Annotated in this window: 17 protein-coding genes; 12 read left to right on the top strand and 5 right to left on the bottom strand. The window is 70.2% G+C overall.

The genetic code is table 11. The features are described 5' to 3' along the window. Positions 1-584: 584 nt before the first annotated feature. The 6 genes from LXN57_RS12645 (at position 585) to LXN57_RS12620 (ending at position 6,562) form a co-directional block, all read left to right on the top strand. Positions 585-1,601 (top strand): LacI family DNA-binding transcriptional regulator, encoded by a 1,017-nt coding sequence (locus LXN57_RS12645; protein WP_251798249.1) that lies wholly within the window; start codon positions 585-587, stop codon positions 1,599-1,601. Positions 1,602-1,854: 253 nt separating this feature from the next. Next, positions 1,855-3,165, top strand: a complete 1,311-nt coding sequence (locus LXN57_RS12640; RefSeq protein ID WP_251798248.1) for an ABC transporter substrate-binding protein — start codon at positions 1,855-1,857, stop codon at positions 3,163-3,165. Positions 3,166-3,230: 65 nt separating this feature from the next. Then, on the top strand, positions 3,231-4,124 hold the full coding sequence (locus tag LXN57_RS12635; protein ID WP_251798247.1) for a carbohydrate ABC transporter permease: 894 nt from the start codon (positions 3,231-3,233) through the stop codon (positions 4,122-4,124). A gap of 34 nt (positions 4,125-4,158) precedes the next feature. After that, the gene (locus LXN57_RS12630) at positions 4,159-5,046 is read left to right on the top strand and encodes a carbohydrate ABC transporter permease (protein ID WP_438872867.1); all 888 of its coding nucleotides are present in this window, start codon (positions 4,159-4,161) and stop codon (positions 5,044-5,046) included. A gap of 178 nt (positions 5,047-5,224) precedes the next feature. Then, positions 5,225-5,578 (top strand): hypothetical protein, encoded by a 354-nt coding sequence (locus tag LXN57_RS12625; protein WP_251798246.1) that lies wholly within the window; start codon positions 5,225-5,227, stop codon positions 5,576-5,578. Positions 5,579-5,596: 18 nt separating this feature from the next. After that, the gene (locus LXN57_RS12620) at positions 5,597-6,562 is read left to right on the top strand and encodes a DNA polymerase domain-containing protein (protein WP_251798245.1); all 966 of its coding nucleotides are present in this window, start codon (positions 5,597-5,599) and stop codon (positions 6,560-6,562) included. A gap of 48 nt (positions 6,563-6,610) precedes the next feature. On the opposite strand, the gene LXN57_RS12615 is transcribed toward LXN57_RS12620, so the two are convergent. Together LXN57_RS12615 and LXN57_RS12610 are read right to left on the bottom strand one after the other, a co-directional pair. Next, entirely contained in the window at positions 6,611-6,910 is a 300-nt protein-coding gene (locus tag LXN57_RS12615; RefSeq protein ID WP_251798244.1) for a hypothetical protein, read from the bottom strand. Positions 6,911-7,126: 216 nt separating this feature from the next. After that, a complete protein-coding gene (locus tag LXN57_RS12610) occupies positions 7,127-7,933 on the bottom strand; it encodes an alpha/beta fold hydrolase (RefSeq protein WP_251798243.1) in 807 nt (268 codons plus the stop codon). Between the two features lie 119 nt (positions 7,934-8,052). Between LXN57_RS12610 and LXN57_RS12605 the strand changes: the two genes are divergently transcribed. From LXN57_RS12605 to LXN57_RS12595, 3 genes are read left to right on the top strand one after another with little or no spacing between them, the layout of a single operon-like run. Then, complete coding sequence (locus LXN57_RS12605; RefSeq protein WP_251798242.1) at positions 8,053-9,186, top strand: sensor histidine kinase; 1,134 nt, start codon at positions 8,053-8,055, stop codon at positions 9,184-9,186. Further along, on the top strand, positions 9,183-9,830 hold the full coding sequence (locus LXN57_RS12600) for a response regulator (protein WP_251798241.1): 648 nt from the start codon (positions 9,183-9,185) through the stop codon (positions 9,828-9,830). Before LXN57_RS12605 ends, LXN57_RS12600 begins: the two co-directional genes overlap by 4 nt. A 10-nt stretch (positions 9,831-9,840) precedes the next feature. Further along, the gene (locus LXN57_RS12595; RefSeq protein ID WP_251798240.1) at positions 9,841-10,359 is read left to right on the top strand and encodes a P-loop NTPase family protein; all 519 of its coding nucleotides are present in this window, start codon (positions 9,841-9,843) and stop codon (positions 10,357-10,359) included. A gap of 135 nt (positions 10,360-10,494) precedes the next feature. Here the strand turns inward: LXN57_RS12595 and LXN57_RS12590 are convergent, their stop codons facing one another. Genes LXN57_RS12590 through LXN57_RS12580 form a run of 3 tightly spaced genes read right to left on the bottom strand, consistent with a single transcriptional unit; the run spans position 10,495 to position 12,279 of the window. Further along, entirely contained in the window at positions 10,495-10,908 is a 414-nt protein-coding gene (locus LXN57_RS12590) for a pyridoxamine 5'-phosphate oxidase family protein (protein ID WP_251798239.1), read from the bottom strand. Between the two features lie 10 nt (positions 10,909-10,918). Then, positions 10,919-11,947, bottom strand: coding sequence for a hypothetical protein (locus LXN57_RS12585; RefSeq protein ID WP_251798238.1), 1,029 nt, complete (start codon positions 11,945-11,947; stop codon positions 10,919-10,921). Further along, on the bottom strand, positions 11,944-12,279 hold the full coding sequence (locus LXN57_RS12580; RefSeq protein ID WP_251798237.1) for a PadR family transcriptional regulator: 336 nt from the start codon (positions 12,277-12,279) through the stop codon (positions 11,944-11,946). The genes LXN57_RS12585 and LXN57_RS12580 overlap by 4 nt, the downstream gene beginning before the upstream one ends. A 118-nt stretch (positions 12,280-12,397) precedes the next feature. On the opposite strand from LXN57_RS12580, the gene LXN57_RS12575 reads away from it, so the two are divergent. From LXN57_RS12575 to LXN57_RS12565, 3 genes are all read left to right on the top strand, one after another. Then, positions 12,398-13,453, top strand: coding sequence for a DNA glycosylase AlkZ-like family protein (locus tag LXN57_RS12575; protein WP_251798236.1), 1,056 nt, complete (start codon positions 12,398-12,400; stop codon positions 13,451-13,453). Positions 13,454-13,518: 65 nt separating this feature from the next. Continuing rightward, positions 13,519-13,863, top strand: coding sequence for an ankyrin repeat domain-containing protein (locus LXN57_RS12570; protein ID WP_308206614.1), 345 nt, complete (start codon positions 13,519-13,521; stop codon positions 13,861-13,863). A gap of 125 nt (positions 13,864-13,988) precedes the next feature. Beyond that, positions 13,989-16,031 (top strand): NAD(+) synthase, encoded by a 2,043-nt coding sequence (locus tag LXN57_RS12565; RefSeq protein ID WP_251798234.1) that lies wholly within the window; start codon positions 13,989-13,991, stop codon positions 16,029-16,031. Positions 16,032-16,065 lie beyond the last annotated feature (34 nt).

Genomic DNA, 16,065 nt, shown 5'->3' with positions numbered 1-16,065 from the left:
CAACGCACCCGAAGGGCCACCGCTCAGCCGACCGGCACCTGCACGACACAGCCAACCCCGGCCCCACACCCACCACCACAACAGCCAGCCCGAAGCGCCACCCCGGCACCACGCACCCAACCCGCAGCCCCGCCGACCCGGTCGCACACCCACCACCACGACAGCCAGCCTGAACCGCCCACCCGCCACCACGCACCTGCGCTACACAGCCAGCCCGAAGCGCCACCCCGGCACCACGCACCCAACCCGCAGCGCCGCCGACCCGGTCGCACGCCCGCCGCCACGCAACCCACCCGAACTGCCGCCGCCGACACGTAGCCGACCGCACCCGCACTGCCGCCGCGCAAACGTCCCACCCCTAAGCAACTCACCCGAACCCACCACTGTCATCGCCATCGCCGGGGCCGATCCGGTCCTGCATCCGTCACCGCGCGGCCGGGCCGGGTGCGGCCAGGAGGCGGCCGCGAAGATATTCGGGTGGGTTGATCGGTGTGGTAGCTCCACTAGGGCATGTGCTGGGGTTTGGCCATGTCACAGGCGATGTCATACTTGGCTGTCCCGCCACTGTGAGTGCTCGGAGCGCTATGCCCGCCGACGATGTGACCGTTCGCCGGCCGACGTTGACTCAGGTGGCCGCGCTGGCCGGTGTCAGCCTCAAGACCGCTTCCCGGGCGCTCAACCAGGAACCCAACGTGGCGCCGTCCACCGGGCGGCGGGTGCGTGACGCGGCCGACCTGCTGGGGTATCGGCTCAACGGGATCGCTCGCGAGTTGCGGCGGGGGGCCACCTCGGCTCTGGTCGGGTTGGTCAGCGGGGATCTGACCAACCCGTTCTATTCGGCGGTGGCCTCCGGCATCGAGCGCGAGCTGCGACAGCACGGGCTTCTGCTGATCACGGCGAACAACGACGAGGACGCCGTGCTGGAACGCAGCCTGGTCGACGCCTTCCTTGAGCGGCGTGTGCGCGCGCTGCTGGTGATTCCCAGCGCCGACGATCACGGGTACCTGGCTGTCGAGGGCAACCATGGCGTGCCCTTCGTCTTTGTGGATCGGCCGCCGGACGGGCTGGCCGCCGACGCTGTCCTGATCGACAACGTGGGTGGGGCCCGGTCGGCCGGCGAGCATCTGCTGGCCGCGGGGCATCGGCGGATCGCGCTGGTGGCCGACCTGGTTCGGATGGCGCCGCAGCAGGGGCGGATCGACGGGTTCGTGGGGGCGATGCGGGCTGCCGGCAACGACGCCTGGGAGCGCTACATCCGGACCGACGTGCACGACGTACGGCATGCCGAGCGCACCGTGCGCGAGTTGCTCGCGCACGACCCGGCCCCGACGGCGATCTTCACGGCCAACAACCGGCTCACCACGGGGGCGCTGCGCGGGATGCGCGGGCTGGCCGAACCGCCGGCGCTGGTCGGCTTCGACGACTTCGAACTGGCCGATGTGCTGGGCACGACCGTGGTCGCGCACGACATGACAGCGCTCGGGCGCGAGGCTGCGAGGCTGGCCTACGAACGCATCAGCGGGCATTCCGGACCCGCCCGAACCATCGTCATTTCTACATCTATCATTGCCCGCGGCTCCGGCGAGCGCCCTCCGCAGTAACTCCCACGATCGAACACGAGCGGCAACGAACGCGCGCCGGAGAGTGTCCGAAATGGCCGGGTCCGCACTTCGAGAACCGCCGAATCAAGCCGCCTCACAGGCGTCGTCGCAGCTCGCCCCCGCTTCGCTCAGATAACGACAAAGGACGCACGTAACGACACGGAAACAGCCGTTGACACTTGTGCGGTTCAGGCGGCACGGTACTCCCCATCGCTTGACAACGATGTCAATATTTCGATGGGAGATATTTCGGATGATCTTCAGTCCGGTTAAGGGCGGCGAGCGGGGCGGTCGGACGAGGATTACTCGGCGGGCTGCTGTGGCGGCTGTCGGTGTGGCCGCGCTCCTGACCGCCGGGGCCTGTGGGTCCAGTGACGACAATGGCGGCGGGTCCGGCTCGACCAAGGTGGAGGTCTTCACCTGGTGGGCCGACGGCGGCGAGAAGGCCGGCCTCGACGGCCTGGTCAAGCAGTTCAGCACCGACTGCGCCGGGCAGACCTTCGAGAACGGCGCGGTCGCCGGTGGCGCCGGCGCCAACGCGAAGTCCGTGCTCGCGTCGCGCCTGCAGCAGGGCACCCCGCCGGACACGTTCCAGGCGCACGCGGGCGCCGAGCTGAGCGACTACATCCTGGCCGGACAGGTCGAGGACATCAGCGCCGACTACGACGCGTGGGGCCTCAAGACGGCGTTCCCGCAGGGCCTGATCGACAACCTGACCGTCGAGGGCAAGATCTACTCCGTCCCGGCCAACATCCACCGCGCGAACGTGGTCTGGACCAACAAGAAGGTGCTGGCCGAGGCCGGCATCACCAAGGACCCGACCGACCTCGCCGGCTTCATCGCCGACCTCGAGAAGGTCAAGGCCAAGGGCATCAAGGCGCCGCTGGCGATCGGGAAGGACTGGACGCAGCTGATGCTGTTCGAGTCGGTGCTGATCACCGACCTCGGCCCGGAGAAGTTCACCGGCCTGTGGAACGGCGCCACCGACTGGAACGACCCGCTGGTCACCAAGGCCATCAACGACTTCAAGACGCTGCTGACCTACACGAACAGCGACCGCGACGCCCTGGACTGGACCGACGCCGAGAAGCTGGTCATGGACGGCAAGGCCGGCTACCAGCTGATGGGCGACTGGGAGGCGGCCGACCTGGACGCCAAGAAGTTCACCGACTACGCCTGGTTCACGTTCCCGGGCAACGGCGACACGTTCCAGTGGTTGGCCGACTCGTTCGTGCTGCCCAAGGGCGCCAACAATCCCGAGGGCACGAAGTGCTGGCTGAAGACCGTCGGCTCGGCCGCCGGCCAGAAGGCGTTCAACACCACGAAGGGCTCGATCCCGGCCCGTACGGACGCCGCGCCCGCCGACTACCCGAAGTACCAGCAGTCCGCCATGGCGGACTGGAAGTCGGCCAAGCAGGTGCCGTCGTGCGCCCACGGCTCGGCCTGCTCGCAGGGCTGGCAGGGTGCGGCCAACTCGGCCCTCGGCGCCTTCTCGACCAAGCAGGATGTCGGCGCGCTGCAGAAGGCCCTGGCCACCGCCGCGTCGCAGTTCGTCAAGAAGTAAGCACCTGAGTAAATGGGGGCGGCTCACGGCCGCCCCCATTTTCCGCATTCTGTGAAGGAGCCCGGATGCGCAAACTCCGGCACTGGGGACCGGGCCTGCTACTGCTCTCCCCCTCGCTGATCCTGCTCGCCGTCTTCGTCTACGGCCTGATCGCCTGGACGACCAAAGTCTCCGTCTCCGACGAGCACAACGCCCTCGGTTCCAAGGGCTTCGTCGGCCTGGAGAACTACACGAAACTGTTCACCGAGGACATCAACGACCGGTTCACCCACTCGCTCAAGAACCTGGCCATCTTCACGGTCGTGTTCCTGGTCGGCGCCATGTTCTTCGGCCTGCTCTGGGCCCTCATCCTCGAGCGGGGAATCAAGGCGGAGGGCTTCTTCCGTACGGTCTACCTCTTCCCCATGGCGGTGTCGTTCGTCGCGTCGGGTGTGGTGTGGCGCTGGCTGATGAACCCGAACAAGGGCGAGAACGCGGGCGGCCTGAACGCCGTACTCGGTGGCCTGGGTCTCGATTCTCTGCAGAGCACCTGGTGGACCAATCCCAACTGGGGCATGGCCTCGATGGCCATTCCGGCGATGTGGCAGCTGGCCGGCTATGTGATGGCGCTGTTCCTGGCCGGCTTCCGGGGCATCCCGGCCGAGTTGCGCGAGGCCGCAGCCATGGACGGCGCGAGCACCTACCGCCTGTACCGCAACGTCATCTTCCCGCAGCTGACGCCGGTGGCGCTGTCCGCGCTGATCATCCTCGGCCACATGTCGATGAAGATGTTCGACCTGATCATGAGTGTCTCGGGCCCCCAGTGGCTGACCGAGGTGCCCGCCATCTACGTCTGGCAGACGCTGCTGACCAGCGACTACGCCAAGGCCGCGGCCATCTCGATCATTCTGCTGCTGCTCGTCGCGGTCGTCATCGTGCCCTACCTGATCTACACCAACCGGGCGGAGAAGAACGCATGACCACACCGCACCGGAGCCGGCGGGAGAAGAACGCATGACGACGACGTCGATCGAGGCGCCGCCTCCCGTCGAGACGCTCGCGCCGAGGCGCAAGCCGCGCCAGAAGACCGGTCCGGGGTCGATCTTCAAGTACCTGCTGGCCCTGTTCTTCCTGATCATCGTGCTGATGCCGATGTACGTGCTGATCGTGACCAGCTTCAAGTCGGGCGCCGACATCGGCGTGACCAGCCAGTGGAACCTGCCCGAGACGTGGACCCTGGCGTCGTGGGAGAAGGCGTGGAACGTCCTGCGCCCGTCCTTCATCCGCACGTTCGAGCTGGCCGTCCCGGTCGCGATCATCTCGTCGCTGATCGGCGCGGCCAACGGCTTCGTGCTGTCGCGCTGGCGCTTCCCCGGCGCCGACGTCGTGTTCACGCTGATTTTGTTCGGCATGTTCATCCCGTACCAGGCCGTCATGATCCCGCTGCGCGAGATCGTCACCACGCTCGGCATCCCGCCCGGCATCACGACGCTCGTCTTCGTGCACTGCGTCTACGGCATCCCGATCTGCACGCTGATCTTCCGGAACTACTACGCGACCACGGTCCCCGAGGAACTCATCGAGGCCGCCCGGGTCGACGGCGCGGGTCTGCTGCGCACGTTCGGCCGGATCATCCTGCCGATCTCGATGCCCGGGTTCGTGGTCACGGTCATCTGGCAGTTCACGTCGGCCTGGAACGACTACCTGTTCGCCATCTTCCTGTCGAACACCCGCAACGGTCCGATCACGATCGCCCTGAACGCTCTGGCCGGAGCCCAGTCCCCCGACTACGCGGCCTCGATGGCCGGCGCGCTGATCACGTCGCTACCCACCCTGCTCGTGTACGTCCTGCTCGGCCGCTGGTTCATCGGCGGCCTGATGGCGGGCTCCGTCAAGAGCTAGACGCCGGCCCGGTCATGAGCCGGCCCGGGCCCCCGGCACGCCCGACCGGCGTGCCGGGGGCAGCAACAACACGCCCAACCAGCGTGCCGGGGGCAGCGGCGAATCTTGGATGACGATTCGGTCAAATCACCCGTGGCGCAGGAGACGGCGGGGCAAGATCGGCCGTACGCTCTGGCCTGTGACAACCGAGGACGTCCGTCTGCCGCGCACCGATCAGGGCTTCGCCGAGCGGATGGCGTACGCCTGCCAGAAAGACCCCGCCGAGATCGCGCGCCGCGTCCGGGTGCGCCGCGTCGTCACCGCCCTGACCATGGGCTGGGCGGTCATCGTGCCGATTCTCGTCGGGTACGGCGTGACCGGGCGCGAGCGCGAGCCCGAGATCATCTCGATCGCCGCGCTGCTGACTGTGACCCTGCCCTTCCTGGCGGCCGTGATCGCCACGCACGGCCGCCGGTTCGGCCTCGGCAGCGTGTACGTGATCCTGACGCTCCTGATGGTTCTGCCCGCCATCTGGGTCGCTCAGCTGCGGTAGTTACGGCACGATGGGCGGATGGCGGGCAAGAGCACCGGCGAGGAGCGGGACGGGGTCGCGCTGACGAACCTCGACCAGGAACTGTTCGAGGACGCGGGGGCCACCAAGCGCGACCTGATCGACTATCTCGACGCGGTGCGCGACTGCATGCTGCCGGTGCTGCGCGACCGGCCGCTGTCGGTGATCCGCCTGCTGCGCGGGCAGGACAGGTTCATGCAGAAGAACCTGCCCAAGTACACGCCCGACTGGGTGCCGCGCACCAAGGTGTGGGCCGAGGCGTCGCACCGCGAGGTCACGTACGGCCTGTGCAACGACCGCCGCACGCTGCTGTGGTTCGGCAACCAGCGCGCGATCGAATACCACCCCGCCCTGATGCTCGCCGGCTCCACCCAGCCGACCCACCTGATCATGGATCTGGACCCACCCGAGGGTTCGTCGCACTTCACCCTGGCCGTGCGAGCCGCCCGCCTGGTGCGGGAAGCACTCGCCGGCGCCGGCATGTCCGGCGCGGTCAAGACCAGCGGGTCCAAGGGTGTGCACGTCTTCGTCCCGCTCGACGGCCAGGCCGACGCGGAACAGGTCGCCGCCGCGACCCGCGCGGTGGCCGTCCGGGCCGAACGCCTCGACCCCGCGCTGGCGACCACGGCCTTCATCCGCGACGACCGGCACGGCAAGGTCTTCCTCGACGCGACCCGCTCGGGCGGGGCGACCGTGGCGGCCGCGTTCAGCCCGCGCGCACGCCCCGGCGTCCCCGTCTCGTTCCCGGTGCCGTGGGACGACCTCGACAACGTCACCCCGGCCGACTTCACCGTCCACACCGCTCCCAGCCTGCTCGGCGGCGGCGACCCGTGGGCGTCGGCGATGCCGGACCCGCAGAAGCTCGACCAGGGCCTGATCGACGAGGGCCGGACCATCCCGGTCGCCCGCGTCCAGGCCATGCACGAGGGCAAACGCCGCGCCAAGGCCCGGCGTGAGGCCGACTGACCCGGGTTACCGTGGGCTCCACGCCGGGAAAGCCGCGAGCACTACTGGTCAGACGGGATCGGTGAACGAGACCGGCTTGCCGCGGGCCTGGGCATAGGCGATCTCCCTGCGCGTGGACTCGCCGATGTACCCGCCCGGGTTGACGACCAGAACCCGGTCAGCCAGGTCGATCTTGCGCAGGTGGAGAGCGTCCAGCACCGCCTTCTGCTCGTCGGTGATCAGCTCGCCCGCTTCGTCGGGCGCGACGACGATGACACCCGCGAAGGTCAGTTCAAGGCTCGCCGCACGCATCTCCTCTACGAACCGCATAGAGCCGCAGATGCAGACAATCTCCGGTCGGTCGGGCACGGCTCAGTCCTTCGGTCGAACGGGAAACCGCCAGTGTGCACGCTGACCTCACTGACAGGCCACGAGCAACAGTTCACGCAGCAACACGGCTCAGGCAGCCTCACGGCTCACCATCTCGGCCACGGCGGCTTCGCGTACTCCGGGATCGGCCGGCGCATCCGCACCGCGGGCGAGATCCTCGGCCCGCATCTTGATCTGCAGATTCCAGGAACTCGATCAGCGGCTGAGCGGGTCGGCCAGCCAGTCGTAGATCTCGGCCCAGGTGCCGGGGCCGGGCAGGTGACCGCCGGTGTAGACGTGGCCCTCGGCGCGGGGGATGTGCGACAGCAGCCACTCGGCGTGGTCGGCCGGGACAGCCTGGTCGTCGGTGCCGCGCCACACCGCGGCCGGGACCTTGATGCTCTCGACGTCGAAGCCCCACGGGCGAGCGAAGGCCAGGGTGTCGTCGACCCAGCCGTCCAGGCTGTCGGTGAACGTGGCCCGGAGCCGGGCCAGGGCGTCGGGATTGTCGCGGGCCGGTGGGCCGGGCTCGAAGGGCGCCTCGGGGCCGCCGGCGGTGACCGCGGCCAGCACGCCGGCTGCGTTCTCAGCCAGGCTGGGCCGCAGGGAGGATTCCTCCACGTTCGGCTTCAGGGTCGGTTTGATGCCGGAGAGGACCGCACAGCGCAGGACCCGTTCGGGCAGCAGCGCGGCGCAGGCCAGGGCGTGCGGGCCGCCGCCCGAGCCGCCGAGGACGGCGAAGCGCGACCAGCCCTGGGCGTCGGCCAGAGCCTCGGTGTCGGCCACCGCGTCCGCGACGGTGCGGCCCGGTTGGCGGGTCGAGCCGCCGTAGCCGGGACGGTCGTAGTAGAGCAGCCGCAGCTTGCTGCGCTCCATCGTCTCGAGCTGGGACGGGCGCTTCCAGCGGCTGCTCGGCGTGCCACTGTGCGCGATCACCGGCAGGCCGTCCTCGGGGCCGTAGAAGCAGTACCGCAGGGTCCGGCCGTCGGCAGTCACGAAGCTGGAGGTGGCGGGTAGGGGCACCGGGTCACCGTAGCGGGCGGGATACTCCGAATGGTGCAGGCGGTAGTCGGGAGGCGTCGATGGAAGTGTCCGCGGCGGGACGACGTGCGGCGGCCCTGGCCGGCCCTAGCGTCCCGGCCATGAACAGATTTCTCGCACCGGCGGTCACCCTGGTCGGCGTACCCGCGGGCCTCGCCGTCACCGGCGGAAACCTGCAGACCGTCATGACGTTCACGCTGGCCTTCTGGCTGGCCGCCGCCGCTTTCCTGGCGTCGCGATATCCCCGTACGGTATTGGTCTTCTCGCTCTCGCTGGTGGCCGCGCTGCGGGGCTCGGACCTGGTCGGATCCGGCTGGGTCTGGCCCGCCACGGCGGCCTTCGTGGCCGTCGTGCTGGCCGGGCGCCTGCGGTTCGCGGCTGTCGCCGGTGGGGTAGCGTTGCTCTACGGCGCCGGCTGGGACGGCTTTGTCATGCAGGAGCAGCACTCCGCCGACTGGACGCTCGCGCACGTCGGCGGGGACGCGCTGTGGCTGGCCGCCGTGCTCGCCGCCACCACCGCCTACCTCAGCACCCGCCGCTGGCAGCACGAGATGTCCCTGCGCCTGGCCCGGGACCAGCACGAGAACGAACTGGAGTCGCGGCGGCGCCGGGCCGAGGAGCGCGTCGGGATCGCCCGCGACCTGCATGACGTCGTCTCGCACACGCTGGCCGTGGTGGGCGTGCACCTCAACGTCGCGCTCGACGCCTTCGACACCGATCCCGAGGAGGCCCGCTCGTCGCTGCGCCTGGCCCAGGACGTACGCGGGCAGGCCATGTCCGACCTGAAGTCGCTGGTCGACGTGCTGCGTGAGGGTGGCGCCCCGGCGATCGCCGAGCCCGCCGACGGGCTCGACGGGCTGGAGCGGCTGGCCGAGCAGGTGCGGGCGGCCGGGCTGACGGTGTCGGTGAACGAGTTCGGCGAGCGCTCGCACGTGCCGGCGGCGGTGGCCACCGCGATCTACCGGGTGGTGCAGGAGTCGCTGACCAACACCGTCCGCCATGCGAGTGCGAGCCGGGTGTCGGTCACGTTGCGCTACGCGCCGGCCAGTGTGGTCGTGGACGTGCAGGACGACGGCGAGGCGCCCGATCCCGTGATCGACGGCAACGGCATCGCGGGCATGCGGGAGCGGGTGGCCGCGCTGGGCGGCGCGCTCACGGCAGGCGCTGTCAGAAGCGGTTTCGGCGTACGGGCCACGATCCCCTACCCGGCCACCGGCCCGCAGGAGCAAGGATGATCAACGTACTTCTCGCCGACGACCAGCATCTCGTACGGGCCGGCTTCCGCAGCCTGCTCCGCCGGGACAAACAGATCCAGGTCGTCGGCGAGGCGTCCACCGGCGACGAGGCCGTACGCACCGCCCGTAGCCTGCGGCCCGACGTGATCCTCATGGACATACGGATGCCAGGCCTGGACGGCATCTCGGCCACCCGCGAGATCCTGGCCTTCGCCCCGGACACCCGCGTGATCATTTTGACCACGTTCGAGACCGACGAGTACGTGTTCGCGGCGCTCGCGGCCGGGGCCAGCGGCTTCCTCACCAAGGAGGTCAGCCCGGACGGTCTGCGCCAGGCGGTCCGGGTCGTCGCCGCGGGGGACGCGCTGCTCTCCCCCAGCGTCACCCGGCGGGTGGTGGGCCAGTTCGCGCACCGCCCGGCGGCCGCGCCCAACGGCAACCGGCTGGCCGTGCTGACCGAACGCGAACGCGAGGTGGTGCGGCTGGTCGCGACCGGGCTGTCCAACGACGACATCGCCCGCGAGCTGGTGATCAGCCCGCTGACGGCCAAGACGCACATCACCCGGGCGATCGCCAAGCTCGGCGTACGGGACCGGGTCCAGCTGGTGATAATCGCGTTCGAGGAAGGCCTGGCCGGGCAGTGATACTCACCCCATGAAGCGGATCGTGGTGTACGGGGTGACCGGTTCCGGCAAGTCGACACTGGCGGCCCGGCTCGGTGAGCACCTCGGAATTCCGTACCACTCCATTGATGACCTGACCTGGCGACCGGGCTGGGTGCCGCTGCCCGAGCCGGAGCAGCGCGAGCTGATCCGCGAGCTGCTGGCCGGCGACGCCTGGGTGATCGACGCCGGCTACGCCATCTGGATCGACCTGGTGCTGGAGCGGGCCGACCTGATCGTGGGCCTCGACATGCCGCGCCGGATCTCGTGGGCCCGTCTGCTGCGCCGTTCGATCAGCAACATCGTGCACCGCACACCGATCTGCAACGGCAATTATGAGACGTGGCGACTGGCCTTCCTCGACCGCGAGTCGTTGCTCTATTTCCACATCGGATCGTTCCGCCGCAAGCAGGCCCGCATGCGCCACTGGCACGCCAGCCCCGGCTTTCCCGAGACGGTGCTGCTGCGCTCCCCAGCCGAGCTGGAACGCTGGGTGGACGGACTCAGGTAGCCGGGCGCGGGTACAGGTCGAGCTCAGCCACCGCCTCGGCCGCGGGCACCCGTCCTGGCCGCCGGCCAGCCAGGCCAAGCGCGGCCGGACGCGGGCTGGTTCGGGTCGACCAGGGGCGTGACGGTCGCGGTCAGGTCAGCCGGCGTATCGGTTGACCGACGAAGGACGCAGCACGATCCGGACCAGGCCGGTCTCGCGCCACTCGTCGAGGAGCCGGCGCTGCTGCTCGTCGAGCGTGCCCCAGTAGCGGTCGGCCAGGCGGGCCGCGAGCTCGGGACCGCCGTCGTCGTGCAGGGTGACCGTGCCCTCGACCGCCACCCAGTGCTCGGGCTCGCCGGTCGGGGCGGCCACGACGACCGAGGCGCGGGGCTGCTCACGCAGGCGGTCGAGCTTCGGTGCGCCCGGCACCGAGAACATCTGCAGGTCGCCGTCGGCGGTCACCTCGAACCACACCGGCCGCGGCGACGGCCACCGTTCACCGCGCGGCGCGACGGTGAGGTAGGCGTACAGCGGCCGGTGAAGCAGCGCAAGATCCCCATCACGGAACATGCGGGTAACCCTATGCGGTCACCGGGGCCGGGGCGGGGTGCCGCCTGAGTAGCAGCACCCAGGCGCCGGCGGCCAGGACGAGACCGACCACCGCGAGCTCGAGCACCATCCACTTCGGACCGTAGGACCAGTACGGGCCGGGGTGGAAAGCGCTGTGCACGGTCCACACCAACCGATCGGTGGGCCTGAGCACCCGCCCCACGTTCACCCACAGCGCCAGCGCGGGCAGGGCCAGGGTGACCAGCGCCAGCCCGGTCAGGACGGCAACGGACCGGCGGCGGCCCGGCGACAGCGCGCGCATCCGGTAGGCCCCGGACGCCGTCAGCAGCCAGCCGGCGATCAGCCCCAGCGCGGCCCCGGCGAGCATCAGCGGGCGCATCGCGCCGGTGTCGGCCGGCCAGAACTCGGCGCTGATGGTGCCGTGCTCGGGTGTGACGTGGCCGCTGACCTGCATGGTCAGCCCGTCGCGGGTGGCCTCGAAGACACTGCCCGACGCGGACAGCTCGATCGTGGCCCCGGTGACCGGGTCTTCGGTGAACGACGACATGGGCACGTTGCGGATCGCGGTCACCGACCAGCCGTCGGCCGTCAGCCGGGCCTGGGCGGCCTCGGGCGTGAAGCTCGGCGCGTCGACCCCGCCGGTCGCCAGGGTCGTCCACCAGGGCGAGGCCGAGCGGTCCATGCCGAACTCGCCGCCGCCACCGCCCGCCGCGTGCCGGGTCAGGGCCTCGATCCCGGCGTCGCCCGGCAGGTCGGTGAACGTCTGCTCGGCCACCCAGGAACCCGCGGCCGCACCGAAGGCCCCCGTGACCACGGTGATCAGCACGGCGGCGACCCACACGAGCGGGCGCCCGGACGGCAGCCGGAAACGCTGTCGCAGCCCGCTGCGGAACAGGTGCCAGACGTCGGACGCGCTGGGCCGGGTCTGGCCCGGTGGCGCCATCTCGAGCAGCGTGGTGACGATCTCGGTGCCGTGGCCACGCCGGTAGGGACCGGGGTAGGCCAGCAGCAGACGGTGGTAGCGGCGTTCGAGCGTCACGCGGCACCCCCGCCGAACGACACCTGCGGGCGGCGGCGCAACTGCTGCTCGGCCGCGGTGGCGTTGCGGCGCAGCCGCTGGATCTCGGCCGAAAGCGCCCCCGCGCCACTGTCGGTGAGCCGGTAGTAGCGCCGCAGCCGGCCGTCGACGGCCTCTTCGCGGTCGACCTCGATGAGGCCCCGCTCGTCGAGCCGGTCGAGCGCGCCGTAGAGCGTGCCCGCCCGCAGTTTCACGTCGCCGCCGGACAGCCCGGCGACCGCCTGGATGACCCCGTAGCCGTGCAACGGCTGCTCGGCCAGCGCGGCGAGGATCAGAAAGGTGGGTTCCTGCATGGCGACGACAGTACGGGCGACGATATATACCGTCAAGCGAGCACTGGACGGACGGCCCGGCCGGCCCGGCCGAGGTGGGAGCTGCTCGGCCGGCGGTAGCTCATCTAGGGTCTGGTGGATGGTCGAGCTGAGCCGTCAGGAGGCGCGCCGCATCGCGGTGCGTGCCCAACTGCTCGACGCGCGCCGCCCGGCCGACCTGTACGACGTGATCAGCCGGCTGACGTTCCTGCAGTACGACCAGACCGCCGCGGTCGCCCCCAGCGCCGACCTCGTGGCGTGGAGCCGGCTCGGCCCGGGTTACCGGATGTCGGAGCTGGCCGAGGGCCTCGCCGACCGCACGTACGTCGAGTTGCGGGGCCTGATCCGCCCGATGGAGGACATTCCGCTCTTCCGCGCCGACATGGCCGCCCACGCGGCGCCCGACTCGCAGTTCGGCCACCCCGGCGCGCAGCACTGGGTGGACGCGAACGACAGGTTCCGGCTCGACATCCTCGACATCCTGGACGTCGACGGCCCGGTGCCGCAGACGTCCATCCCGGACACGGCGCAGGTGCCGTGGGGCTCGTCGGGCTGGAGCAACAACCGCAACGTCAGCATGATGCTCGAATGCCTGATCGTGCGGGGCGAGGTCGCGGTGGCCGACCGCGACGGCCGGGAGCGCCTGTTCGACCTGGCCCGCCGCGTCTACCCCGACGAGATGGTGCCCGGCCCCGAGGCCACCAGGATCCGGGCCGAGCGGCTGCTGCGGTCGCTGGGAATCGTCCGGAAGAGCGAGGCCGGTGAGCCGGCCGTGATCGAGGGCGTGCGCGGCCGCTGGAAGGTCGACCCGGCCTTTCTCTCCGGCGGGTTCGAGGGGCGTACGGCGTTGTTGTCCCCGCTCGACCGGTTGATCTTCGACCGCAAGCGGATGGCCGACCTCTTCGAGTACGACTACAACCTCGAGATGTACAAGCCGGCCGCCCAGCGCCGCTGGGGCTACTTCGCCCTGCCGATCCTCAGCGGCGACCGCCTGATCGGCAAGCTCGACGCCACCACCGACCGCAAGCAGGGCGTCCTGCGGGTCGACGCGATCCACTTCGACCAGCCGGCGCCGCCCGCCGTCGAGGCCGAGGTCCGCCACGAGATCCAGGACCTGGCCCGCTGGCTGCACGTCGGTCTCGACCTGCCCGCCTGAGGCGCGGCCGATAAAGTGCGCCTGTGGCTGAGCTGGATGAAGAGACGATCGCGTACGCCCATCGAATGTTCGACCTGGCCCGCGCCGGCGCCACCGAGGAGCTCGCGGCCAACGTGACCGCGGGCCTGCCGCCCAACCTCACCAACGACAAGGGTGACACCCTGCTCATCCTCGCCGCCTACCACGAGCATCCCGGCACGGTGGCCGCCCTGCTGGAGCGGGGCGCCGACCCCGACCGGGTCAACGACCGGGGCCAGACCGCCCTGTCGGCCGCGGTCTTCCGGCAGAGCGCCGAGACGGTGACGACCCTGCTCGCCGCCGGCGCCGATCCCGACGCCGGCACCCCGTCCGCGGTCGCCACAGCCGAGTTCTTCGAGCTTCCCGAAATGGCCGCGTTGCTGCGAAGCTGACCGGATGGCTCGGTGGCGACCGTCGTGGCCCCTGGTTCGCCTGGTCGCTGCCGCGCTGCGACAAGGTCGACTCGCCCCTGCTCTGACCGGAGGAATTTGCGCGGCCCGTACCGGAGAATGGGGCGGTGAACTTCCGATCTCTCTACCAGCACGGGTTCGCCCGGGTCGCCGCGTGCACCAACCACGCCGCCATCGCCGACCCCGCCGCCAACGCCGAGGCGATCCTGCGTACGGCCCGCGAATGCTCGGACCAGGGCGTGGCCGTCGCGCTCTTCCCCGAGCTGGGGCTCAGCGGCTATTCGATCGAAGACCTGCTCATGCAGGACGCGCTGCTCGACGACGTGCTGGCCGGGCTGCGCACGGTCGTCGCCGGGTCGGCCGAGCTGCTGCCGGTGCTCGTCGTCGGGGCCCCGCTACAGCACCGCAACCGGATCTACAACTGCGCGGTCGTCGTGCACCGCGGCCGGATTCTCGGCATCGCCCCGAAGTCGTACCTGCCCAACTACCGCGAGTTCTACGAGAAGCGGCAGATCGCGGCGGGCGACGACGAGCGCGGTGGCAGCTTCACCCTCGACGGGCAGCAGGTTCCCTTCGGCACGGACCTGCTGTTCGAGGCCGCGGACGTGCCCGGCCTGGTGGTGCACGTCGAGATCTGCGAGGACATGTGGGTCCCGATCCCGCCGAGCGCCGAAGCGGCGCTGGCCGGGGCGACCGTGCTGCTCAACCTCTCGGGCAGCCCGATCACCGTCGGCCGGGCCGAGGACCGCAAGCTGCTGTGCAAGTCGGCGTCGTCGCGCTGCCTGGCCGCGTACGTCTACGCCGCCGCCGGCCTGGGCGAATCGAGCACCGACCTGTCCTGGGACGGGCAGACGATGATCTTCGAGAACGGCGTGCTGCTGGCCGAATCGGAGCGGTTCCCCCTCGACGACCTGGCCTCGGTGGCCGACGTCGACCTCGACCTGCTCCGCCAGGAGCGGCTGCGGATGGGCAGCTTCGACGACAACCGGCGCACCCACGCCGACCGGACTTCTCAATTCCGGCCCGTACGGTTCGAGCTGGACCCGCCGACAGCGGACCTCGGCCTGCGGCGTCGCATCGAGCGCTTCCCGTTCGTGCCCGCGGACGTGCAACGGCTCGCGCTGGACTGCTACGAGGCGTACAACATCCAGGTCGCCGGCCTGCAGCAGCGGCTCGCGGCGATCGGCAACCCCAAGGTGGTCATCGGCGTCTCCGGCGGTCTCGACTCGACGCACGCGCTGATCGTGGCGGCGCGGGCGATGGATCGGGCCGGGCGCCCGCGCAGCGACATCCTGGGTTTCACCATGCCGGGCTTCGCCACCAGCTCCGGTACGAAGGACAATGCGCTCCGCCTGATGCGGGCCCTCGGAGTGACGGCGGCCGAACTGGACATCACGTCGACGGCGAAGCTGATGCTCACCGAGATGGGCCATCCGTTCGCGTCGGGCGAACCCGTCTACGACGTCACTTTCGAGAACGTGCAGGCCGGGCTGCGCACCGACTATCTGTTCCGCCTGGCCAACCAGCGCGGCGGCATCGTGCTGGGCACCGGTGACCTGTCCGAGCTGGCGCTGGGCTGGTGCACCTACGGCGTAGGTGACCAGATGAGCCACTACAACGTCAACGGCGGCGTGCCGAAAACGCTGATCCAACACCTGATCCGCTGGGTGGTCAGCGAGAGGATCTTCGACGCCGAGGTGGGCGAGGTGCTCACGGCGGTGCTCGACACCGAGATCAGCCCCGAACTGGTGCCCGGAGCCGAACTGCAGTCAACGGAAAGCACGATCGGCCCGTACGCCCTGCACGACTTCGCGCTCTTCCACATCCTCCGCTACGGCATGCGCCCCTCCAGAATCGGCTTCCTGGCCTGGCACGCCTGGCACGACGCCAGCACGGGCGCCTGGCCACCCAACTTCCCCGCACCGAAGCGGGTGTCCTACGACCTGCCCGAGATCCGCCACTGGCTCGAACAGTTCTGCCGCCGCTTCTTCGCCTTCGCCCAGTTCAAGCGCTCCGCCATGCCCAACGGCCCCAAGGTCGCAGCGGGCGGTTCCCTCTCCCCGCGGGGGGATTGGCGCGCCCCGTCGGACGGCAACGCGAACGCGTGGCTGCGCGACCTGGAACGCTGGGACAAGGCCACCGACCTCTGACCGGCCGCTACTGTCCTCTCCAGCGGCAGCGGGC

Origin of the sequence: Paractinoplanes hotanensis, from assembly GCF_023717965.1 — a bacterium.
Classification (GTDB): domain Bacteria; phylum Actinomycetota; class Actinomycetes; order Mycobacteriales; family Micromonosporaceae; genus Actinoplanes; species Actinoplanes polyasparticus.
Note: the sequence above shows the minus strand (reverse complement) of the source record. Positions and strands in the feature narration are given on the sequence as shown.